This window comes from Stenotrophomonas sp. P5_A9 (genome assembly GCF_056400525.1).
Genome location: NZ_JBFULC010000003.1, coordinates 35547 through 57845 on the forward strand (window position 1 = coordinate 35547; position 22299 = coordinate 57845).

A 22299-nucleotide genomic window follows, 5' to 3' on the forward strand; every position below is an offset into this window, starting at 1 on the left:
TTAGTCTTGAATCTGATTACCCCGCACTGACACGGGTTCGGCGGGGCCGCCCTCTCAGGCGCCCCCGCGCACGATCTGGAAGCCTACCACAGCGCCTCAATGCGCACAGCTGGCGTCATGGATGTGACCATGGTTCAAACGCAGATTCACCAGGTGCGCCACCCCCACCAGCACGCCGCCGAGCGTCATCACCACCGCGTGCGGCACCGCCGAATGGTGCAGCGGGTCGTACAGCAGACCGGCCCACAGGGCCACCAGCCCCGGCACCAGGAACCCCAACGCGCGAAGCGCGCCGTGTCGACGGTAGCCCCAGACCAGACTGAACAGCCCAAGCAGTGTGACGAAGCTGACCAGGGCCAGTTCCACCCCGTCACCCAGCCAGACCGACAGGCCCAGCGACGGCGCGGCAGCCAGCAGGATCGGCAGCACCGCGCAGTGCACCGCGCACAGCAGCGAGCCGGTGGCACCGAAGCGATCGAGCAGATGACGGAGGCGGGGGAACAGGGGCATGACTTCCAGCAGGGTCGGCGAAGCGTTATGGAATAATATAACATCAATCCCGACGCGCACCCCTCGGCCCCGCTCCTCCCCCGTAACGCCCCCTCGCTGTACCTGCCCCGCCAAGGGCTGCGCGCGCCACACCATTGATACATTGTAACAATTGACGACGGACCCTTTGCCCATGCGCTCTTCCCGCTCCCTCCAGCCCCACGCCCTGTCCCTGGCCCTCGCCGCTGCGCTGATCCCCTCGCTCGCCCTGGCCGCCGACGATGCCGGCCAACGTGACCACCACCTGACCGAACTGTCCACGGTCAAGGTCACCGCCTCCCCGCTGCAGGGCGACGCCGAATCGCTGGCACGTCCGGTCGATGTGCTCGCCGGTGAACGCCTGGACGAACAGAAGGCCGGCACCCTCGGCGACACCGTGGCCAAGCTGCCCGGCGTGCAGAGCACCTTCTTCGGCCCGGGCGTCGGCCGCCCGATCATCCGTGGCCAGGAAGGCCCACGCGTGGCCGTGCTCTCCAACGGCATGGGCAACATGGATGCCTCCACGGTCAGCGCCGACCATGCCACCAGCACCGAGCCGTTCCTGGCCGACCAGATCGAAGTACTGAAGGGCCCGGCCACGCTGCTGTTCGGCAGCGGCGCGATCGGCGGCGCGGTCAACGTGGTCGATGGCCGCATCGCGCGCGAACTCCCGGACCGCCCGCTCAGCGGTCGCGCCGAGCTGCGCGGCAACTCGGTCAATGACGAGCGCAGCGGCATGTTCCGCCTGGACGGTGTCAGCGGCAATAATGTCGTGCTGCATGTCGATGGCCTGGTCCGCAATGGTGATGACTACCGCATTCCCGGCTACGCGGTGATCGATGGCCTGGAAGACCACAGCGGCCACGACCATGACGCCGCCGACAGCGACGAACCGCGTCGCGGCCGCCTGGACAACAGCTCCGTGCGCACCCGCGCCGGCGGCGTCGGCGCGACCTGGCTCGGCGACGGCGGCTACTTCGGCGCCTCGGCCAGTACCTACCGCACCAACTACGGCATTCCCAACGGCGCACACGTGCATGCCGAGGACGACCATGATCATGACCACGACCATGGCGACGAAGAGGAAGAAGGCGACGAGCACGACGTTCGCATCGACATGGTGCAGAACCGCTTCGAAGCCAAGGGCGGCATCTACAACCCGACCTCGTTCCTGAAGAACATCAACCTGCGCACCGCCTACACCGACTACGAGCACGTGGAACTGGAAGCCGGCACGCCCTCCACCCGCTTCACCAACCGTGGCATCGAAGCCCGCCTGGAAGCAGTGCAGCAGCAGATCGGCGGCTGGGACGGCGCGTTCGGCCTGCAGCTCGGCAACAGCGATTTCGGCGCCAAGGGCGAAGAGGCCTTCGTGCCGGATACGGGTACGAAGAACATCGGTCTGTTCGTGCTGCAGGAAAAGCAGTTCGGTCCGTTCAAGCTGGAACTCGGCGGCCGCCATGACCAGGTGAAGCTGGACCCGACCGGCGATTACCGCGCGCGCAAGTTCGATGCCACCAATCTCTCCGCGGCCGGCATCTGGACCCTCAACGACGCCGTCGATCTGCGCTTCGGCATCGACAGCTCCGAGCGCGCGCCGACCAATGAAGAGCTGTATGCGGCCGGTGCGCACATCGCCACGCGTTCGCTGGAAATCGGCGATGCCAACCTGAAGACCGAGCGCGGCCAGCGCGTCGAACTGGGCATCCACACCCACAGCGATCGTGTCGACTTCTCGGCGTCCATCTATCAGACCAAGTTCAAGGACTTCATCTACCTGGCCGAGACCGGCGTGGTCGAATCGCTGCCGGTGCGCCTGTGGACGCAGCAGGACGCGACCTTCAAGGGTGCCGAAGCCGAGGCGCTGTTGCACCTGTTCGAAGGCAGCGCGGGCGATTGGGATCTGCGCGTGTTCGGCGACTACGTCAAAGCCGAGCTGGACGGCAGCGGCAGCCGCACCGTGGACATCGCGGTGCCGCACGGCGACCACAACCACAACTACAGTGTGGACCTGGCCAACAGCGGCTACCTGCCGCGCATCGCGCCGGGCCGCGTCGGCGCCGACCTGCGCTGGTCCAGGGACGGCTGGCGCGCGTCGGTCGGTGCGGTGCGCTACAGCAGCCAGAAGGACGTGGCGCAGAACGAAGACCCGAGCAAGGGCTACACGCTGGTCGACGCTCACCTGGCCTACCGCTGGGACCGCAGCGACAGCAACAGCTATGAGGTCTTCCTGGACGGCAGCAACCTGACCAACCAGGAAGTGCGTCCGCATACTTCCCTGCTGCGCGATTACTCGCCACTGCCGGGCCGCGGCGTCGCCTTCGGCATCCGCGCGTACTTCTGATTTTCTCTCTCCAACACTGGGGTAGCTGCTTCACCCTTGAGGGGGCCGAAAGGCCCCCTTTTTTTGGTTCTTCTCCCATCCGAAGGGAGCGTCTTGCTTCAGGGGCCGTCGCAGAGTGAGCACGAGGCTATGCGTGTGGACGGGCAGTGCCGGCAATGTGTGGATTGGCTGGCTTCTCCGTTCGGGGCTGCCGCGAGCGTGAGGGCCCCTTAGCAGCCGGTAGGCCCCTGGCGCAAATGTCCCCCGGCCGCTGGGCGGCCTCCCTCCTTTATTTTGCCCAGGGGCCTACCGGCCGCTAAGGGGCTCGGCTTGCGGCACAAGCGGGGAGCGAGGATTCTCTGACGTTCGTCGGTGGGTCGGGCGCTGGGCGCCCATGCCCTTGGAGGCGAAATAAAGGAGGAGGACGCCCCGCGGCCGGGGGACATTCGCCTCCAAGGGCATGGGCGCCCAGCGCCCGGCCCGCCGACCGCCGCGCCTGGAAAGGGTCAAAGCACGCTTCTGCTCGCCCCGCATAGGAACAAAGAACGCTTTTTTCCGCCGGTAGAGGCAACGGTTTGCCCGCTGCCGGCGCGCAGCGCGGCAAGGCTTGAAGCAACGCCGGTTTCGTCGAGATGATGCTGTCGTCGCGCAGTTTGGCAGGGTCGGCAGTCGAGCACGGCTCGACTCTACCCACTGCTCCACCGTCAGCGCCGGGCTTCACCCCGCCTTGATCTTGCCGAGCAGGCGCCCACCGGCATGCTGCGGTGGCGCGGCGGACACTTTCCTTGCGGACATGATTGTCCGATCATGCCCCATGACTTCCCAACGCGCCGATGCGGCTGCCCGCCGTGCCCTCATCCTGGATGCCGCCGATGCGGTGTTCGGGCAGCATGGCGTCACCGCCCCGCTCGACCTGGTGGTCGAACGCGCGCAGGTCGGCCGCGCCACCCTCTACCGCAATTTCCCCGACCGCACCGCGCTGGTGGAGGCGCTGCTGCAGCGCACGGTGGCTCGCATCAACCGCCAGGTACAGAGCCTGGGCGAGCGCGATGATGCGTTGTTCGAAGTGCTCGAAGGCATGGCCGCCCGCATCGTGCAGTCGCCGGCGTTGTCGGACTACTGGCGCGCGGTGGACCCCGATGACCCGGCCATCAAGGCCGCCCGGCACACCATCTGGGGCCTGCTGGAAGCACCGATCCAGCGCGCGATCGCCGCGGGTCTGTGCCGTGCGGACCTGCAGGTGACGGACATTTCACTGATCTCAGGCATGCTGGGAGCCGCGCTGCGTGGCAAGTCCCGCGAAGAGCGGGCCAAGCTGGTGGCGCGCGCCCTGCAGTTGCTGCGTACCGGACTGCAGGGACCCGTCGACGCGGAGGGCTGATGGCGCAGTACCTCAAACCCATCCCGGACTGGGAAGACCACGAGAAGCCGACGCTGCCCGGCTCGGCGTCGATGCCGTGGCATCCCTGGCACCGGCGCGTGGCCTATGCCGCCGTGGCGCTGCTGGTGGGCATCACCGGTGGCCTGGGCAATGCGCTGGTCACCGCCAACCTGCCTTTCATGCAGGGCCAGCTTGGCCTGACCCCGGCGCAGGGCAGCTGGCTGGTGGCCGCCTATGCGATGGTCAATGTCACCGCCAACCTGCTCGCCTTCAAGTTCCGCCAGCAGTACGGCATCCGCCTGTTCGCCGAGATCGGCCTGGGCCTGTATGCGGCGCTGGCGGTGCTGCACCTGTTCGTGGGCAGCTATGAAACCACCGTGCTGACCCGCGCGGCCAGCGGGTTCGCCGGCGCTGCCTGCAGCACCTTGGGCACGCTGTACATGCTGCAGTCGCTGCCGCGCAAATATACCGGCAACCTGCTGGTGATCGGCGTGGGCATCTCGCAGCTGGCGGTGCCGATCGCCTGGCTGGTGTCGCCGGGGCTGGTGGACACCGGCCAGTGGCACAACCTGTATCTGTTCGAGGCCGGTCTGGCCCTGTGCGCGTTCGCCGCGGTGGTGGTGTTGAAGCTGCCGCCGGGCGTGCAGATCAAGGCATTCGAGCCTTTGGACTTCCTCACCTTCGCCCTGCTCGCCCCGGCAGTGGGCCTGCTGGTGGTGGTGCTGGCCCAGGGCTATGTGCGCTGGTGGCTGGATACGCCGTGGCTGGGGTGGGCGCTGGTGGCCTCCGTCGCGCTGGCCACCGCCGGCTTCATCCTCGAGCATTACCGGCGCAACCCGCTGCTGCAGACGCGCTGGCTGGCCAGCCTGCCGGTGCTGCACTTCATCGTCGGCGCGTTCCTGATCCGCTTTCTCACCACCGAACAGTCGTACGGCGTGGTCGGGTTGATGCGCCAGCTGGGCATGGGGCCGGACCAGATGCGCCCGTTGTTCGGGGTGATCCTGGCCGGTGTGGTCACCGGCATCGCGGCCGCCTCGCTCACCTTCGGCCCCAAGCGCATCATCGCCCAGCTGCTGATGGCCATTCTGCTGCTCGGCAGCGCGGCCCTGCTCGACCAGAGCCGCACCAGCCTGGACCGCCCGCACGATTTCTACGCCAGCCAGTTCCTGGCCTCGGTGGGCGCCGGCATGTTCATGGGGCCGTTGATCATGCTCGGCATCACCCAGGCATTGAAGCAGGGCGTGGACCACATGATTACCTTCCTGGTCACCCTGTCGATCACCCAGACCCTGGGCGGCTTGGCCGGCTCGGCGGTGCTGGGCACCTACCAGCTGCACCGCGAGCAGCTGTATTCCAGTGCACTGGTCAGCCAGCTCGACCCGGCCGATGGCGTGGTCGCACAGCGTCTGAAACAACAACAGCAGCTCTACGCCGGGTTGATCACCGACCCGGTGCAGCGCAGTGCGCAGGGCACGGCGCAGTTGGCGCTGACCGCCCGCCGCGAAGCCAACGTGCGCGCCTTCAATGATGTGTTCCGGCTCAGCGGCACGGTCGCGCTGGGCTTCCTGGGCTGGTTGCTGCTGCTGTCGGTGCGTACCGCCGTCCTCAAGCAGTGGCGCAAGCGCCACCCCGCCCCCTCTTCCCCTTCAGTCGCGGCGCCGTTGCCCGCACCGCCCCGATGAGTCCCCCCATGCCCACGCTCCCACCCCGCGACGACAGCGCACCCGAGAACGTCAACCCGGCCCCGCCGACCGATGCCGCCCCCGCCAGCAACGCGGCCGCGCCGGGAGCGGTGCCGCCGCCGAGCGCGCCCAAGTACCTCAAGCCGAGCACCCGCAGCGTGGTGATCATGATCGTGATCGCGCTGCTGGGCATCGCGCTGATCCTGCGCGCGTGGTCGTTGTGGCCGTTCGACAGCACCCGGGTGAGTACCGACAACGCCTACGTGCGCGGCCAGATCACCGTGCTGGCGCCGCAGGTCAATGGCTATGTCACCGAGGTGCTGGTCAAGGATTTCCAGCACGTCAAACAGGGCGACCCGCTGGTGCGCGTCGATGACCGCATCTACAAGGAAAAAGTGGCGCAGGCCCAGGCCGACCTGGACAGTGCCAAGGCCGCACTGGCCAACTCCGACCAGGCCCAGGCGCAGAACCGCGCGCAGATCGGTGCCGCGCAGGCCAACCTTGTCGCCGGCCAATCGGAGCTGGCGCGGTCGCGCACCGAGCTCAAGCGCTATGAAGCCCTCGCCGCGCAGCAACTGGTGGCGCTCAGCGACCGCGACAAGCTGCGTACCGGGGCCCAGTCGGCACAGGCGGCAGTGCTGCAGTCGCAGGCGCAGATCCGCATCGCCGAGGAAACGCTGACCTCCACCCAGGTGGCACGCAAGAGCCTGGAAGCGCGCGTGGAAACCGCGCAGGCACAGCTGGAACTGACCCGGATCGACCTGGCCAACACGGTCATCCATGCCCCGCGCGACGGCCAGATCAGCGAAGCCTCGGTGCGCCTGGGCCAGTACGTCACGGCCGGCTCGCAGCTGCTGTTCCTGGTGCCGGATACGCTGTGGGTGGTGGCCAACTTCAAGGAAGGGCAGACCTGGAAAATGCGCATCGGCCAGCCCGCCTCGTTCAAGGTGGATGCTTTCGACGGTGAAAAGCTGCACGGGCACATCGAGCAGATCGCCCCGGCCACCGGCTCGGAGTTCAGCGTACTGCGCCCGGACAACGCCAGCGGCAACTTCACCAAAGTCGTGCAGCGCCTGCCGATCCGCATTTCCATCGACCCGGACCAGCCGCTGGCCAAGCGGCTGCGCCCGGGCATGTCGGTGGTGGTGAAGGTGGATACGGCRGCCCGGTAGAGCCATGCCATGCATGGCTGCTCTTTGCGTGCTGCCCGTATTCGCGGTGGATCTGGACAGGTGCCGGTCTACGGGCTGCCAACCATGGGTTGGCACTACCGGTGTATCGGATCAGGTGCGCTGCAGCGGGCTCAGCCGGCGCAGCGCGCGCACAGGCCGTGCACTTCCAGCGTCTGCGCCTGCGGCTGGAACCCCAGCTCCTTGGCGCGTTTCTCCAGCTGGCTGACGATCTCCTTGTCTTCCAGTTCCACCGCGCTGTGGCAGCTGTTGCAGATCAGGAACGGGACCGAATGCTGCGCGCTGCTGGGGTGGTGGCAGGCCACGAAGGCGTTCACCGATTCCAGCTTGTGCACGAAACCATTGGCCATCAGGAAATCCAGCGCGCGGTACACGGTCGGCGGCGCATCGGCGCCGACGCCCTTGCCACTGCGCACCCATTCCAGCAGCTCGTACGCCTTGACCGGCTTGCCGGCCTCGGCGATCAGCCGCAACACGTTGGCGCGGATGGGAGTGAGGCGCAGCCCGCGCTCGGCGCACACGCGTTCGACCACCTTCACGAAGTCGGAGGCATCGTGAACGTGATGGTGCGGAGCGGTACAAGCGGTCTTTGCGGACATGCGCGGTCTCCTGTGGTCAGGCCGTCGGTACTTTAGTGAGTGCGACGTCGATGCGTTTCAAGGCCTCTTCACGGCCGGCCAGGAACACGGTCTGGGAGATATCCGGGCTCACCTGGGTACCGGTGATGGCCACGCGCAGCGGCTGGGCGACCTTGCCCATGCCGATCTCCAGTGCCGTTGCGACATCGTGCAGGGCCACCGACACGCTCTCCACCGTCCACTCCCCGGCTGCAGCCAACAGCTCGCGGGCCTTGCCCAGCGCCAGTTCCGCGCCCGGCTTGAAGTGCTTGGCCACCGCCGCCTCGTCGTAGTCGGTCAGCGGCTGGTACCAGACCACCGCCTTCTCGGCCATTTCCTTCAGGGTCTGCACGCGGTCACGCAGCGCCACCACGACGTCGGCCGGGGCCGGGCCGGCGGCCAGATCCAGGCCCAGCTTGTTCAGCTGGTAGACCAGGTGCGGGGCGATGTCGGCCGGCTGCTCGGTCTTCAGGAAGTGCTGGTTGACCCAGCCCAGCTTGGCCATGTCCAGGCGCGCGGCCTTGGAATTGCAGTGGGTCACGTCGAACAGATCGATCAGTTCCTGGCGGCTGAACAGCTCCTGGTCGCCATGCGACCAGCCCAGGCGGGCCAGGTAGCTGAGCAGCGCGTCGGGCAGGTAGCCGGCGTCCTTGTACTGCATCACGTCGGCCGCGCCGGTGCGCTTGGACAGCTTGGCGCCCTGCTCGTCCAGGATCATCGGCATGTGGCCGAACTTCGGCACCGGTGCGCCGATGCCCTCGTACAGATTGATCTGGCGCGGGGTGTTGTTGATGTGGTCGTCGCCGCGGATGACCTCGCTGATGCGCATGTCCCAGTCGTCCACCACCACCGCGAAGTTGTAGGTCGGGAAGCCGTCCGGACGGAAGATCACCATGTCGTCCAGCTCGCTGTTGGCGATCTCGATGCGGCCCTTGATCAGGTCGTCGAACACCACCGTGCCCTCGAGCGGGTTCTTGAAGCGGATGACGCGGTTCGGGTCGTCCTTGTACGGCAGGCCCAGGTCACGCGCGGCCCCGTTGTAGCGCGGCTTTTCCTGCTTGGCCATCGCCGCCTCGCGCATCGCGTCCAGTTCTTCGCGCGTCTCGTAGGCGTAGTAGGCCTTGCCGTCGGCGACCAGCTGCTCGGCCACTTCCAGGTAACGGGCCACGCGCTGGGTCTGGTAGATCGGGCCCTCGTCGTAGCCCAGGCCGAGCCAGTCCATCGCCTCCAGGATCGCGTCGATCGCCCCCTGGGTGCTGCGCTCGCGGTCGGTGTCTTCGATGCGCAGCACGAATTCGCCGCCGCGGTGACGGGCCTCCAGCCAGCAGTACAGCGCGGTGCGGGCGCCGCCGATATGCAGGTAACCGGTGGGACTGGGGGCGAAACGGGTGCGGCAGGTCATGGAGGGCTCGAGGCGGGAAGCTGGAATCCCGGCAATTTTACCTGTCCCGGCCGGAAACCGGGGAATCGCCCGTCACGCTTGGCGCAGGCGGCCCCCATGGCAGCCCGCGCCCCACCCCGCTCAGGGCGCCAGCAACGGCTTGCGCGGCATCTTTTCCTCGCGCATCGCCGCGTTGTAGACGAAGGACGCCACGATCGCCGCCGCCTGCTTCAGATCCTCCGGCTCGGCGTGGTCCCAGGTGTCCAGGTTGCTGTGGTGGACGTTGGTGAAGTAGTCCAGCCGGTCCTGGATGAACTGGAAGCCGGGCAGGCCGACCCGGTCGAAGGCGATGTGGTCGGTGCTGCCGGTGTTGCGGGTGGCCACGGTGGTGGCGCCGATGTCGTGGAACGGGGCCAGCCAGGCCTCGAAGATCGACACCGCCGCTAGGTTTTCCTGCGCATAGATGCCGCGGAAGCGGCCCGAGCCGTTGTCCATGTTGAAGTACACCGAGAATTTGTCGTAATCGCGCTGGCGCTGCAGCGCGCCGGTCGGTTCGCGCATCGAAGCCGGCAGCAGTTTCTGCGCCGGGTCGGTCGGTTCGGGGTAGCGGGCGAAATGCCGGGACACATGGTCCTGCGAACCGACCAGCCCCTGCTCTTCACCGCTCCACAACGCCACGCGGATGGTGCGCCTGGGCTTGGCGCCCACCGCCTTGAGGATGCGCATGGCTTCCATCATCACCGCCACGCCAGCGGCGTTGTCGGCCGCACCGGTGCCGGTATGCCAGGAATCCATGTGCGCGCCGAGCATGACGATCTCATCGGCCTTGCTGCTGCCCCGGATCTCGGCCAGCGTGTTGTAGCCCGGCTGGTCCTGGGCATCGGTGAATCGCGCCTCCACGTTGACCCGCAGTTTGACCGGCTGCTTCTGCTCGACCGCACGCACCAGCGGGTTGTAGTGCTCGGCCATCATCGCCAGCTCAGGCACGCCGACCGGTTCGCCGGCCTTGCGCGAGCCGCCGCCACCCACGCGGATGATGCCGTTGTCCCAGCCACTGATGCTGATCGTGGCCAGCACGCCCTGCTCGGCGAAAAAGGCGTTGGTGGCCCGCGCGAGTTCCTGCTTCTCCAGGTACTCCTTGGCCTTTTTCGCGCGGTCCGCCTTGGCGTCGGCCACGTCCTTGGGCACCGCGAACACCTGCAGCTCGGCCAGCCCGGCATCATCGTGACGGTGCGAATCGGACTGACTGGCGCGCGCGTAGTCGCGTGCGTCGTTGAGCAGCAGGATCTTGCCGGTCAGCTTGCCCTTGTACTGCTCCAGGTCGGCGATCTTCTTGATGTCGACCTTGACCACCTCGCCTTCGACGGTGCCGTTGGTACCCGGCGTCCACGCCTTGGGCAGCGCGTACAACGGCGCCACGCGCGGGCTGAGCATTTCCACGGTGGCGCTGCTGAACTCCCAGCCCCGACCAAAGGCGTCGAAGCCTTCGTCGCGGACGTTGACCAGGCCCCATTCGGTGAACTTGCCGCGGCTCCAGCGGTTGGCTTCGCTCATGGCCGGCGAATTGGTCAGGCGCGGGCCGATCCGTTCGGTGAGGTGGCTGAAGGTGGCCATGACCTGCGAGCGATGGAAGGCTTCCTGGCGGATACGGCTGACCATGTCCAGGTCTACCGCCTCACGCTGCTGCGCCATTGCATTGCCACCCATCGCCAGCGCTATCGCCAGCACGCCCCACTTCAGCACGTCGTACCCCGGCCTTTCGGCATCACTCGTCAAGGCCTTGAGTCTAGCCAGCACGCGCGCCGTGCCCCCGTCCCATCGGTCATGCATGCGGGAACGCGCTCAACCATTCCAGCCCAGCCACAGCTGTGCGTGTGCCGGCAACAGCAACAACCAGTGGCGGCGATCGACGCTGGTGCAGCCGAATACCGCTGCGTGTGCCGGCCAATCCGCTGGCAGGCCATCGATGCCGATCTCGGTCAATGCCGCGCTGCCGGCCTTCCACTCCCGGTAGCGCGGCACCCGTCCGCCCAGCGCGCCGCGTCCCTGCCGCGCCCCGGACAACCACGCCAGTCCCTGGCGCTGCACCCCTTCGCAGGTGCGCTCGGCCAGCTTGAAGCGGACCAGGCCGGGGGCGATCCGCGCCCCCGGCAAGGCCGCCAGCACGCCACTGGCCTGCAGCAGTGCATCCACTTCCAGCAGCGCGGGAATGCCCTGCCCCGCGCGTTGYCGCAACCCTTGGCGCCAGCTCATGTCGTACTCCTTACTTCAGGCTCGCACCGACTTCGTACCAGTCGATCTTGCGGGTGATCCACATCGCCGTGGCCAGCACGCCGAACAGCAGCAGCGACCCCATCAGCAGCGCGTTGTTCTCCGAGATCAACAGGCCGTACAGCGCGCCGTACAGCACGGTGAGCATGCCGGCAAAGCCCAGCCCGCGTACCCAGCTCTTCAATGCGCCGGACAGGTACACCGCCTGTATGCCGATGCAGGCCACCGCCGAAACCACGTAGGCCAACCAGAACGGAATGTGCTCGGACAGGCTCAGCAGCAGCAGGAAGAAGATCGCCAGCGCCAGGCCCACCATCAGGTACTGCAACGGGTGGATGCGCAGCCGCTTGATCAGCTCGAACAGGATGAAGCCGACGAAGGTGAGCAGGATGAAGAGGATGCCGTACTTGCTGGCGCGATCGGCCTGGGTGTAGATGTCCACCGGGTTGACCAGCTCGACGCTGACCGTCTCCGGCTCGACGTCCTTGCTCTCGCGCAGCTGGCGCTGTGCCTGGGAGGCCAGCGACGACACCGCCCACTGTGCCTCGAAGCCCTTCTCGCCGATGGTGCGCTGGTTGGGCAGGAAGCTGCCGCCGAACGAGGGATGCGGCCACGGCGACTGGATCGAGATGCGGCTGTCATCGCCCACCGGCACCACCGCCAGCGAGCGGGTGCCATCGAGCACCAGCGCCAGTTCCAGCGTGCTGGCCTTGAGTACGCCGCCAGCATTGTTTTCAAAGCCACGCAGCGGCACGTGCAGGCCCTTGCCCATTCCGGTGACCTCGCCAATGCCCGGCTGCAGGGTCAGCGCCGCGCCGTCGACCTGCAGCTTGGGCGAGCCGACCAGTCCGCGCACGTCGGCGATACCCACCGCCAGGTACGGCGTGCCGTACACGCGGCCTTCCTTGATCGGGTAATCGTCGTCGGTGAACTCGGCGGTGATCTTCGCGTTCCAGCTGTACACCGGCACACGGAACAGGCCGATACGGCGCTCGTCCGGTTGCATCCGGCCATCGACCTGCAGTCTGGACGGCATTTGCAGCCAGTAGCTCTGCTCGGTCTGTACGCTCTTGGTTTTGTTGCCGGCCGCGTCGACCACTTCCACTTCACGGGTCTCGGTCCACGGCACCACGCGCACCGGGCCGGTCAGGGTCTGCGCACCCGCGCGGCTCTGCGATACGCGCAGATACGCCTCGTTACGGTAGGCCTCGCGCTCGCTGATCACGCCCTTGATCATCATCAGTGGGATCAGCAGCAACAGGATCAGCCCGCCGACAATGGCGAACCGCAACAGCATCTTCAGGGATTTCATGGCCCGTCCTCGGTTGGGAGGGGGCCAGCTTCGGAGGTGGCGGTGTGCGGGGTTTGTGCTGAGTTTGAAGTCTGTGTGAAGTGCGCGGCCCGCCGGGGCTCAGCGCCGGATCGGCGCGGCCGGGTCGCGCCACGGCAGCCACAACGAGGCGATGGCACCGCCGCCTTCGCGGTTGCGCAACTGGGCACGCCCACCATGCAGGCGCGCTACCTCCTGCACGAAGGACAGCCCCAGCCCGGAACTGCGCAGACCGGTGGCCGGGCGCGCCAGCGAATAGAACCGCTCGAACACCCGCTCCAGCGCGTAGTCCGGCACGCCGCTGCCGCGATCGGCCACGCGCAGGACCACGCCTTGGCCATCGCGCGCCGCACTGAGCTGCACGCAGGCCTCGGCGCTGGAGAAGGCCAGCGCGTTCTCCAACAGGTTGTTCAGCGCCTGGCGGAGCAGGTAGCCATCGCCCTGGATCACCAACCCGTCGGGCACCTCCACGTCCACGCGTACCGCGACGGACTGCGCACGCATGGCTACCGCGTCGGCGGCGGTGCCCAGCAGCACGCCCAGGTCGATCGGCTCGCGCTTCTGCAGCCACCCGTGCTGTTCCACTTCGGCCAGTGCCAGCAGCTTGTCGATGGTTTCGGTCAGGCGCTGTTCCTGGCCCTGGATGCTGCGCGCGAAGTGCACGCGGTCGGCATCGGGCAGCGGCTCCTGCAGCAGTTCGGCCGCGCCGCGGATGGCGGCCAGCGGGCTCTTCATTTCGTGCGTCAGCGACTGCACGTACTGCTCGACGTAGGCCTTGCCTTCCAGCTTGCGTCGCATGGTTTCCAGCGCCTGGCCGAGGTCGCCGATCTCGTCGCGACGCGGTTTGGGCGGGGGCACCGGTTCGCCGGCACTGACCGCCTTGGCATACCGGTTGAGCCGGTTGACCCCGTGCATCAGCCAGGCGGTCATCAGCAGCCCGATCAGCGCCGACAAGCCGATCAACCACGCCCCGCGTTTCATGATGGCGCGCTGGCTGGCCGCAATGAACGGGTCGATGCTGCGGTTGGGCTGGGCCAGGCTGAGCACGCCGATCAGGCGCTTGGCATCGGCCGGATCGTGGATCGGCGCGGCCACGTGCATCACCGAGTGGGTGTCATCGCCCGGGGTTTCCGGACTGGAGCGTGCGCCATATTCACCACGCAGGGTGCGGTAGACATCATTCCAGCGCGAGTTGTCGCGGCCGACGCCCTGGCCGGTGGAGTCGTAGATCACGATGCCCCTGGCATCGGTGATGGTCACCTGGTAGTCGAGCGTGCGCTTGGGGAAACGCCACACCATCGCCTTGGGGTCGCGGCGCTGCGCACGGGCCAGGTTGGCCACGAAGGTGCCGTTGCGGATCGTGCCGGCCTTGACGTCGGCGGCGGCCATCTCGGCCAGCACATTGGCCGCGTCGACCAACGTCGACTCCATCGCCTGGCGAACGCCGGGCTTCACTTCGTTGACAAAGATGCGCATCACGAAGAACGCGGCGATGCCCACGATCAGGAAGAAGCCGAGGAACAGCTTGAGGCCAAGCCGCATCGCTCAGACCTCCAGCGCGTAGCCGAGCCCGCGGTGGGTGCGGATCGGATCAGGGTCGGCACCGGCGGCGCGCAGCTTGGCGCGCAGCGTCTTGACGTGGGTATCCACCGTGCGATCAGCGCTGTCGGCGTCGGTGTCCCAGCCCCGGTCCATCAATTGCGCGCGGCTGAGGATGGCGCCAGGGCGCTGCAGCAGCGCGGCCATCAGCGCGTACTCGTAGCGGGTCAGCTCCAGTGGCTGCTCGGCGAAGCGGATACGGCGGCCCTCGCGGTCGATGGCGAAGCGGCCGTGCTGTTGCCACCCACCCTGCTCGACCGACGTACCGCTACGGCGCAACCGCGCGCGCACCCGGGCGACCAGCTCGCGCGGCGAGAACGGCTTGGCCATGTAGTCGTCCGCGCCCAGCTCCAGGCCCAGCACGCGGTCGAACTCGTCGTTGCGCGCGGTCAGGAAGATCACCGGCACCTCGCTGAAGGTGCGCAGGCTGCGGCAGACCTCGAACCCGCTCATGTCCGGCAGCCCCACGTCCAGCACCACCACGTCGAAGGCCTGCTGGCGCAGCGCTTCCAGCGCGCCACCGCCGAGCAGGCAGTGCTGGGCGCCATAGCCCTCGCTGCGCAGCGCGTACAGCACGGTGTCGGCGATGGCGGTTTCGTCTTCGACGACCAGGACGTTGTGCAGGGGGCGGTTCATGCGCGCAGCATAGCCGCTGGGCCCGCCGCCCCGTACACTGCGCCGATGAATTACCGCCACGCCTTCCATGCCGGCAACCACGCCGATGTGCTCAAGCACATCGTGCAGCTTGCCCTGCTCGACACCTTCAAGCGCAAGGACAGCCCGTTCTTCGTGCTGGACACCCACGGCGGCGCCGGCCGCTACCTGCTGGCCAGCGAGGAAAGCCGCAAGACGCTGGAAGCCGAGGACGGGGTGATGCGGCTGATGGCCCAGCCCTCGCTGCCGGCGGTGGTCGAGCGCTACCTCAAGGCGGTCCAGGCCGACAACCCGGTCGGGGCGATGATCAGCTACCCCGGCTCGCCGCTGCTGACCGCCCAGACCCTGCGCGAGCAGGACCGCATGGCGGTCTGCGAGGTGCAGGACGACGAAGTGGCCTCGCTGAAGGCGCTGTTCGCCCATGACAGCCGGGTGGGCGTGTACCACGCCGATGGCTATGCCCAGAACAGGAAGCTGCTGCCGCCCAAGGCCAACGGCGTGAAGATCGGCCGCGGGCTGGTCCTGATCGACCCGCCCTACGAAGGACAGGACGCCGAGTACCAGGCCATCCTGGCCTCGGTGACCGAGATCCTGGGCCGTTGGCCGCAGGCGAGCTTTGCGATCTGGTTCCCGATCAAGCAGCGCCGCACCATCCTGCATTTCCTGCGCAAGGCCTGCGCGCTGCCGGTGAAGTCGGTGCTGACCGTGGAACTGCTGGTGCGCCCGGACGATTCGCCGCTGCGGCTCAACGGCAGCGGCATGCTGCTGCTCAACCCGCCGTGGCAGTTTGACCAGGCGTTGGCCCCGGCAATGCCGGTGCTGAAGCAGTTCCTCGGCGAAGCCGGCGCCAGCACGCGCCTGCAGTGGCTCAAACAGGCCGAATGAGCGCCCCTGCGCCTCCCTGAACGGCGTGAGCGTTCCGTTCACGGAACCCGCCCCCGGGGATGCGAGAATCCGAAGACCACCTAGGAATCACCGGTATGGCTACCCGTAACCGCATGCCGCCCTGGCACGAGATTTTCAAGGCACCCAGTGGCCACGAGCTGCTGATCCGCCCGATCCGCCCCGAAGACGGGGCACCACTGCACGCCGCCTTCAGCCTGTTCGGGCCGGAGGAGATCCGTGACCGTTTCCTGCAGTCGGTGACCGAGCTGTCGCCGGAAACCACCCAGCGCCTGACCCACCCCAATCCCAAGAGCGAAATCACCCTGGTCGCGGCCGAGTCCCTGCCCGCCGGTGAAGCCGTTGTCGGAGCGGTGGCGCGGGCCTCGATCATCCAGGGCACCCGCGAGGCCGAGTACGCCATCCTGGTCAGCCGGTTCCTGGTCGGCCAGGGCCTGGGCCGGCAGCTGATGCGCAAGCTGGTCAAGTGGGCGCGTGGCAAGTACCTGGACCGGTTGTACGGCGACGTCGCCGAAGAGAACGAGCCGATGAAGCAGCTGGCTGCTTCGCTGGGCTTCAAGCCGGTGCCGCATCCGCAGGGCACGCCTGGCCTGGTGCGCATGGTTTTAGAGCTCGATAGCTGACGGCGTGCCGGCCAACGGCCGGCACCTACGGTTCTTGCGCGCGTGCCGGCCAACGGCCGGCACCTACGGTTCTCGCGCGCGTGCCGGCCAAGGGCCGGCACCTACGGTTTTTGCGCGCGTACCGGCCAGCGGCCGGTACCTACGGTTCTTGCGCGCGTGCCGGCCAGCGGCCGGTACCTACGGTTTTTGCGCGCGTACCGGGCAACGGCCGGCACCTACGGTTCTTGCGCGCGTGGCGGCCAGCGGCCGGTACCTACGGTTTTTGCGCGCGTGCCGGCCAGCGGCCGGTACCTACCGGGCTGTGCCACCGGACGGGCAACGGTGAGCGGAGCGATGCGCAGGCCCAGCGGCAACACCACGGGCTGACACGGTCCTGACCGCGCGGTCTGCTAAAATCGCCGGTTCATGTCACGCACCTCCTATCCCGCACCGCCGCTGCCACGTTCCGGTCAGCTCCGCGCCTGGTGGCGCGCTCCCGCTTCGGCCACTGCGCTGGCGTGGTACGTCGCCCGTGCGGCCGAGGTCCATGACGGGCCGCTGCTGTTCATCGCGCGCGACAACCATACCGCCAACCAGATCGAAGCCGACCTGCGCACGCTGCTGGGCGGCGCCTCGGACCTGCCGGTGGTGGTGTTCCCGGATTGGGAAACCCTGCCCTACGACGCCTTCAGCCCGCACCCGGACATCATTTCCCAGCGCCTGGCCGCGCTGCACCAGTTGCCCTCGCTCAAGCGCGGCATCGTGGTGGTGCCGGTGCAGACGCTGCTGCAGCAGCTGGCCCCGCTCAAGTACATCGTCGGTGGCAGCTTCGACCTGAAGGTCGGCCAGCGCCTGGACCTGGACGCGGAGAAGCGCCGCCTGGAGGCCGCCGCCTACCGCAACGTGCCGCAGGTGATGGACCCGGGCGATTTCGCCGTGCGTGGCGGCCTGCTCGATGTGTTCCCGATGGGCGCCGAGGCGCCACTGCGGATCGAGCTGCTGGACGAGGACATCGATTCGATCCGCGCCTTCGACCCTGAAAGCCAGCGCTCGCTGGACAAGGTCGACGCGGTGCGGATGCTGCCCGGTCGTGAAGTGCCGCTGGACGACCTGAGCGTGTCGCGGGTGCTGGCCACCCTGCGTGAGCGCTTCGACGTGGATACCCGGCGCAGCGCGCTGTACCAGGATCTCAAGGCCGGGCTGGCCCCGGCCGGCGTCGAGTATTACCTGCCACTGTTCTTCGACCAGACCGCCACGCTGTTCGACTACCTGCAGCCGAACGTGCTGCCGCTGGTCGGCGTGGGCGTGGGCGACGCCGCGGCGGCCTTCTGGGCGCAGACCGGCAACCGCTACGAACAGCGCCGCCATGACGTGGAGCGGCCGCTGCTGGCGCCTTCGGAGCTGTACCTCAGCCCGGAGGCGCTGAGCGCCAAGCTCAATGCACTGCCGCGCATCGAGATCTGGAACGCCGACCACCCGCGCATCGCCGACGCGCAGCCGCTGGGCGACCAGCCGTTGCCGCCGCTGCCGGTGGCCGCGCGTGACGCACCGGCCGGCGAAGCGCTCAAGTCCTTCATCGGCCATTACCCGGGCCGGGTGCTGATCGCCGCCGATTCGCCCGGCCGCCGCGAGGCGTTGCTGGAAGTGCTGCTGGCAGCCGAACTGAAGCCGCCGGTAGCGGTTGATCTGCCGACGTTCCTGGCCGATGCCAAGACGCGCTTTGCGATCACCGTGGCGCCACTGGAAGACGGCTTCGCACTGGATGCGCCGCAGATCGCGGTGCTGACCGAGCGCCAGTTGTTCCCCGAGCGCGCCGGCACCACCCGTCGCAGCCGCCGGGTCGGCCGCGAACCGGAAGCGATCATCCGCGACCTGGGCGAGCTGACCGAAGGCGCGCCGATCGTCCATGAAGACCACGGCGTGGGCCGCTACCGCGGCCTGATCGTGCTCGATGCGGGCGGCATGCCCGGCGAATTCCTGGAAATCGAATACGCCAAGGGCGACCGCCTGTACGTACCGGTCGCCCAGCTGCACCTGATCAGCCGCTACTCCGGTGCCTCGGCCGAAACCGCGCCGCTGCATTCGCTCGGTGGCGAGCAATGGACCAAGGCCAAGCGCAAGGCGGCCGAAAAAGTCCGCGACGTGGCCGCCGAACTACTGGAAATCCAGGCCCGCCGCCGCGCGCGTGCCGGGCTGGCGCTGCATGTGGACCGTTCGATGTACGAACCGTTCGCGGCCGGCTTCCCGTTCGAGGAAACCCCCGACCAGCTCGCCGCGATCGATGCCACGCTGCGCGATCTTGCCAGCAGCCAGCCGATGGACCGGGTGGTCTGCGGCGATGTCGGCTTCGGCAAGACCGAAGTGGCCGTGCGCGCCGCGTTCGCCGCCGCCAGTGCGGGCAAGCAGGTCGCGGTGCTGGTGCCGACCACGCTGCTGGCCGAACAGCATTACCGCAACTTCCGCGACCGCTTCGCCGATTGGCCGCTGCGCGTGGAAGTGCTGTCACGCTTCAAGAGCACCAAGGAAATCAAGGCCGAGCTGGAGAAGGTGGCCGCCGGTACCATCGACGTCATCATCGGTACCCACCGCCTGCTGCAGCCGGACGTGAAGTTCAAGGACCTGGGCCTGGTGGTGGTGGACGAGGAGCAGCGCTTCGGCGTGCGCCAGAAGGAGGCACTGAAGGCGATGCGTGCCAACGTGCACCTGCTGACCCTCACCGCCACTCCGATCCCGCGCACCTTGAACATGGCCATGGCCGGGCTGCGCGACCTGTCGATCATCGCCACCCCGCCGCCGAACCGGCTGGCAGTGCAGACCTTCATCACCGCCTGGGACAACGCGTTGCTGCGTGAGGCGTTCCAGCGCGAACTGGCCCGTGGTGGCCAGCTGTACTTCCTGCACAACGATGTGGAAAGCATCGGCCGCATGCAGCGTGACCTGGCCGAACTGGTGCCTGAAGCACGCATCGGCATCGCCCACGGGCAGATGCCCGAGCGCGAGCTGGAGCGGGTGATGCTGGACTTCCAGAAGCAGCGTTACAACGTGCTGCTGTCGACCACGATCATCGAATCGGGCATCGACATTCCCAACGCCAATACCATCATCATCAACCGCGCCGACCGCTTCGGCCTGGCCCAGCTGCACCAGCTGCGTGGCCGCGTCGGTCGCTCGCACCACCGCGCCTATGCCTACCTGGTGGTGCCGGACAAGCGGGCGATGACCCCGGACGCGGAAAAGCGCCTGGACGCGATCGCCTCGATGGACGAGCTCGGTGCCGGTTTCACCCTGGCCACCCACGATCTGGAAATCCGCGGCGCCGGCGAACTGCTCGGCGAGGACCAGAGCGGACAGATGGCCGAGGTCGGTTTCAGCCTGTACACCGAGCTGCTCGAACGCGCGGTCCGCAGCATCCGCCTGGGCAAGCTGCCCGACCTGGATGCCGGCGAAGAAGCGCGCGGTGCCGAGGTGGAGCTGCACGTGCCCGCGCTGATCCCGGACGACTACCTGCCCGACGTGCATACCCGCCTGACCCTGTACAAGCGCATCAGCAGCGCGCGCGATACCGATGCACTGCGCGAACTGCAGGTGGAGATGATCGACCGCTTCGGCCTGCTGCCGGATCCGGCCAAGCACCTGTTCGCAATCGCCGAACTCAAGCTGCAGGCCAACACGCTGGGCGTGCGCAAGCTGGAGCTGGGTGAAAACGGCGGTCGCATCGTGTTCGAAGCCAAGCCGACGATCGATCCGATGGCGGTGATCCAGATGATCCAGAAGCAGCCCAAGCTGTACACGATGGACGGCCCGGACAAGCTGCGCATCAAGCACCCGCTGCCGTTGCCCGAAGATCGCTTCAGCGCCGCCAAGGCGTTGCTGCTGACGCTGTCGCCGCGCTGACGCTCTACAACTGATTCCCCTGTGACCCTCCGCTTCTGCGGGCCGGAGGGTCTTCCCTGCTCATTGCCCGCGACAAGGAGAGTTGCTTTGAAACGATTCCACACCCTGCTGCTGGCCGCCGGCCTGGCCCTGCTCACCGCCTGCAGCGGCGGCGGCAGCGGCATGACCGCCAGCGAATACCTCACCGAAAACGTCGCCCTGTGGAACGGCACCGCCACCACCGTGCAGCAGTGGACCATCGGCCCGCGCGGCGAAGAACTGCAGAAGGCACTGGGCCAAGGCAAGGGCCTGGCCACGTTCAAGTCCGGCCTGGAAGGTGCACGCGCGGAGATGAAGCAGTACCTGGCCATGATCGACCAGATGCCGCCGGCCGACGATGCCAAGGACGTGCACCAGAAGCTGCGCACCTACGTGCAGAGCTCGGATGAAATGTTCGCCATCCTGCTGGAAATGGCCGCGCTGCCGGAAGGCTACGACAAGGCGCAGATCATGCCGCTGGCCGAGAAGCTGCAGGCCGTGGGCAACCGGATCGACGGTGAAATGCAGGCCCTGGACGCGGCCCAGGACGCGTACGCCAAGAAGCACGGCATCCAGCTGCAGCGGCATTGATTCCACCGTCTCCCGGCGGCAGCCGCCGCCGGGAGACGCAGCAAGAAGTTCCCGTGACCGATTCCTCCCCGCTGCACCCCAGCCACGCGCTGGCCTGCTCCATCGATGCGCTGTCGCTGTCACTGCAACTGCGCGATGCCTACACCCGCCGCCACTGCGACCGCGTCGGTCTGCTGGCCACCTCGCTGGCCCGCCACTGCGGACTGGACCCGGCGCACTGCGACCGGATCGGGCTGGCCGCCTGCTTCCACGATATCGGCAAGATCGGCATCCCCGACGACGTGCTGCTCAGCAGCGGCCGCCACGACGATGCCGAGCAGGCGATCATGCGCCAGCACCCCCTGCACGGCGAACGCATTTTCCTGGCTACCGGCCGCAGCGATGCTGCCGACGTGGCGCAACTGATCCGCGCGCACCATGAAGCCTTCGACGGCAGCGGCTATCCCGATGGCCTGCGTGGCGAAGCGATACCGCTCGGCGCACGCATCCTGACCCTCGTAGACGCCTGGGATGCGATGACCAGCGACCGCCCCTACCGCGATGCGATGGACCGCGAGCAGGTGATGCGCATTCTCGAGGAGGCCGCCGGCGGCCTGGTCGATCCGTACCTGTTGAGCGCTTTCCAGGCACTGCTGCGACGCGAGCCGGCGCTCGCCTGAGCGGCGCGTGGGCTTGCATTGGGGGCTGCCGCGCGCGACGCTGTCGGCTCCCCGTTTCAATCGACAAGGACGCATCGCATGCAAGGAAACGCCCCCCTTACCGCCGCGCTGGGCATTCTGCTGCTGGCACTGCCACTGCTGGCCCAAGCCCAGGTGACCCGCCACGACACCACCGGCAACCTGCAGCCGAGCCGGCAACTGCCGTGCACGGCATTGAAGGACATCACCCCTGCCGACTCTCCCGTCGACCAGATGGCCGCGTTGCCGCGCTGCCTGCAGGCCGGACGCGACCGCGACGCCGCCGACCTGTTCACCATGGCCGGCGTGTTTGCGCACTTTGACAAGCAACGCGTCGCCGACACCAGCGCCCACGACGCCTACAGCGCGTTGAAGGCCGGCGTGGCCGACAGCGTGGATGAAGCGCAGCTGGCGCGTTTCAATGCTGCGCTGGCCCAGCGCATGGCCGATCCGCAGGCTTACGTGGCTGAACTGTGTGGCATCACCAAAACACTGGCGCCGCCGAGCTATACGCCCACTTACATGATGAGCCACGGCATGGCCGCGTTCACCGGCAAGGGCGGCGGGTTGGTGGCGGGTTTCGATCCGGCGGCGGCGTGGAAGAACACGCGCAAGACCTATCTGAAGTGCGCTGACTGAAGCCGTTTGCGTAGCTGGG

At 67.7% G+C, this 22299-nt stretch carries 18 protein-coding genes; 10 read left to right on the forward strand and 8 right to left on the reverse strand.

The window, feature by feature from the left end; translation table 11 throughout:
* Nucleotides 1–96: 96 nt before the first annotated feature.
* A complete protein-coding gene (locus tag AC1DR7_RS01545) occupies nt 97–510 on the reverse strand; it encodes a MerC domain-containing protein (protein WP_256776848.1) in 414 nt (137 codons plus the stop codon).
* Nucleotides 511–682: 172 nt separating this feature from the next.
* Between AC1DR7_RS01545 and AC1DR7_RS01550 the strand changes: the two genes are divergently transcribed.
* From AC1DR7_RS01550 to AC1DR7_RS01565, 4 genes are all read left to right on the forward strand, one after another.
* Nucleotides 683–2872: a TonB-dependent receptor gene (locus AC1DR7_RS01550; RefSeq protein WP_457319325.1), complete on the forward strand. Its 2190-nt coding sequence runs from the start codon at nt 683–685 to the stop codon at nt 2870–2872.
* A gap of 793 nt (nt 2873–3665) precedes the next feature.
* On the forward strand, nt 3666–4232 hold the full coding sequence (locus AC1DR7_RS01555; protein WP_128095414.1) for a TetR/AcrR family transcriptional regulator: 567 nt from the start codon (nt 3666–3668) through the stop codon (nt 4230–4232).
* Nucleotides 4229–5914 carry an MFS transporter gene (locus AC1DR7_RS01560; protein ID WP_038692398.1) on the forward strand — a complete coding sequence of 562 codons (1686 nt, stop codon included), beginning with the start codon at nt 4229–4231 and terminating at the stop codon, nt 5912–5914. Before AC1DR7_RS01555 ends, AC1DR7_RS01560 begins: the two co-directional genes overlap by 4 nt.
* 8 nt (nt 5915–5922) lie before the next feature.
* Entirely contained in the window at nt 5923–7086 is a 1164-nt protein-coding gene (locus AC1DR7_RS01565) for an HlyD family secretion protein (protein ID WP_478052272.1), read from the forward strand.
* A gap of 131 nt (nt 7087–7217) precedes the next feature.
* Here AC1DR7_RS01565 and AC1DR7_RS01570 read toward each other — a convergent pair whose 3' ends face one another.
* From AC1DR7_RS01570 to creB, 7 genes are all read right to left on the reverse strand, one after another.
* On the reverse strand, nt 7218–7703 hold the full coding sequence (locus AC1DR7_RS01570) for a transcriptional repressor (RefSeq protein WP_312237445.1): 486 nt from the start codon (nt 7701–7703) through the stop codon (nt 7218–7220).
* 16 nt (nt 7704–7719) lie between these two features.
* Nucleotides 7720–9123, reverse strand: coding sequence for a glutamate--tRNA ligase (gene gltX, locus AC1DR7_RS01575; RefSeq protein ID WP_457319547.1), 1404 nt, complete (start codon nt 9121–9123; stop codon nt 7720–7722).
* Nucleotides 9124–9243: 120 nt separating this feature from the next.
* Nucleotides 9244–10845: a M20/M25/M40 family metallo-hydrolase gene (locus tag AC1DR7_RS01580; RefSeq protein WP_478052677.1), complete on the reverse strand. Its 1602-nt coding sequence runs from the start codon at nt 10843–10845 to the stop codon at nt 9244–9246.
* Nucleotides 10846–10944: 99 nt separating this feature from the next.
* Complete coding sequence (locus AC1DR7_RS01585; protein ID WP_256776469.1) at nt 10945–11355, reverse strand: hypothetical protein; 411 nt, start codon at nt 11353–11355, stop codon at nt 10945–10947.
* A 10-nt stretch (nt 11356–11365) separates the two neighbouring features.
* A complete protein-coding gene (gene creD / locus AC1DR7_RS01590) occupies nt 11366–12685 on the reverse strand; it encodes a cell envelope integrity protein CreD (protein WP_457319548.1) in 1320 nt (439 codons plus the stop codon).
* 99 nt (nt 12686–12784) lie between these two features.
* On the reverse strand, nt 12785–14245 hold the full coding sequence (gene creC / locus AC1DR7_RS01595) for a two-component system sensor histidine kinase CreC (protein ID WP_478051798.1): 1461 nt from the start codon (nt 14243–14245) through the stop codon (nt 12785–12787).
* A gap of 3 nt (nt 14246–14248) precedes the next feature.
* Nucleotides 14249–14938 carry a two-component system response regulator CreB gene (creB, locus tag AC1DR7_RS01600; RefSeq protein WP_256776465.1) on the reverse strand — a complete coding sequence of 230 codons (690 nt, stop codon included), beginning with the start codon at nt 14936–14938 and terminating at the stop codon, nt 14249–14251.
* Between the two features lie 45 nt (nt 14939–14983).
* Here creB and AC1DR7_RS01605 point away from each other — a divergent pair, with 45 nt between their 5' ends.
* The 6 genes from AC1DR7_RS01605 (at nt 14984) to AC1DR7_RS01630 (ending at nt 22280) form a co-directional block, all read left to right on the forward strand.
* Entirely contained in the window at nt 14984–15841 is an 858-nt protein-coding gene (locus tag AC1DR7_RS01605) for a 23S rRNA (adenine(2030)-N(6))-methyltransferase RlmJ (protein ID WP_256776464.1), read from the forward strand.
* A gap of 95 nt (nt 15842–15936) precedes the next feature.
* Nucleotides 15937–16482, forward strand: coding sequence for a GNAT family N-acetyltransferase (locus tag AC1DR7_RS01610; protein WP_038689569.1), 546 nt, complete (start codon nt 15937–15939; stop codon nt 16480–16482).
* A gap of 405 nt (nt 16483–16887) precedes the next feature.
* Nucleotides 16888–20355 carry a transcription-repair coupling factor gene (mfd, locus tag AC1DR7_RS01615; protein ID WP_457319864.1) on the forward strand — a complete coding sequence of 1156 codons (3468 nt, stop codon included), beginning with the start codon at nt 16888–16890 and terminating at the stop codon, nt 20353–20355.
* 87 nt (nt 20356–20442) lie between these two features.
* Nucleotides 20443–20964 carry a hypothetical protein gene (locus AC1DR7_RS01620; RefSeq protein ID WP_256776461.1) on the forward strand — a complete coding sequence of 174 codons (522 nt, stop codon included), beginning with the start codon at nt 20443–20445 and terminating at the stop codon, nt 20962–20964.
* 53 nt (nt 20965–21017) lie between these two features.
* Nucleotides 21018–21623 (forward strand): HD-GYP domain-containing protein, encoded by a 606-nt coding sequence (locus AC1DR7_RS01625; RefSeq protein WP_457319862.1) that lies wholly within the window; start codon nt 21018–21020, stop codon nt 21621–21623.
* 78 nt (nt 21624–21701) lie between these two features.
* Nucleotides 21702–22280, forward strand: a complete 579-nt coding sequence (locus AC1DR7_RS01630; RefSeq protein WP_457319860.1) for a hypothetical protein — start codon at nt 21702–21704, stop codon at nt 22278–22280.
* Nucleotides 22281–22299: the final 19 nt, after the last annotated feature.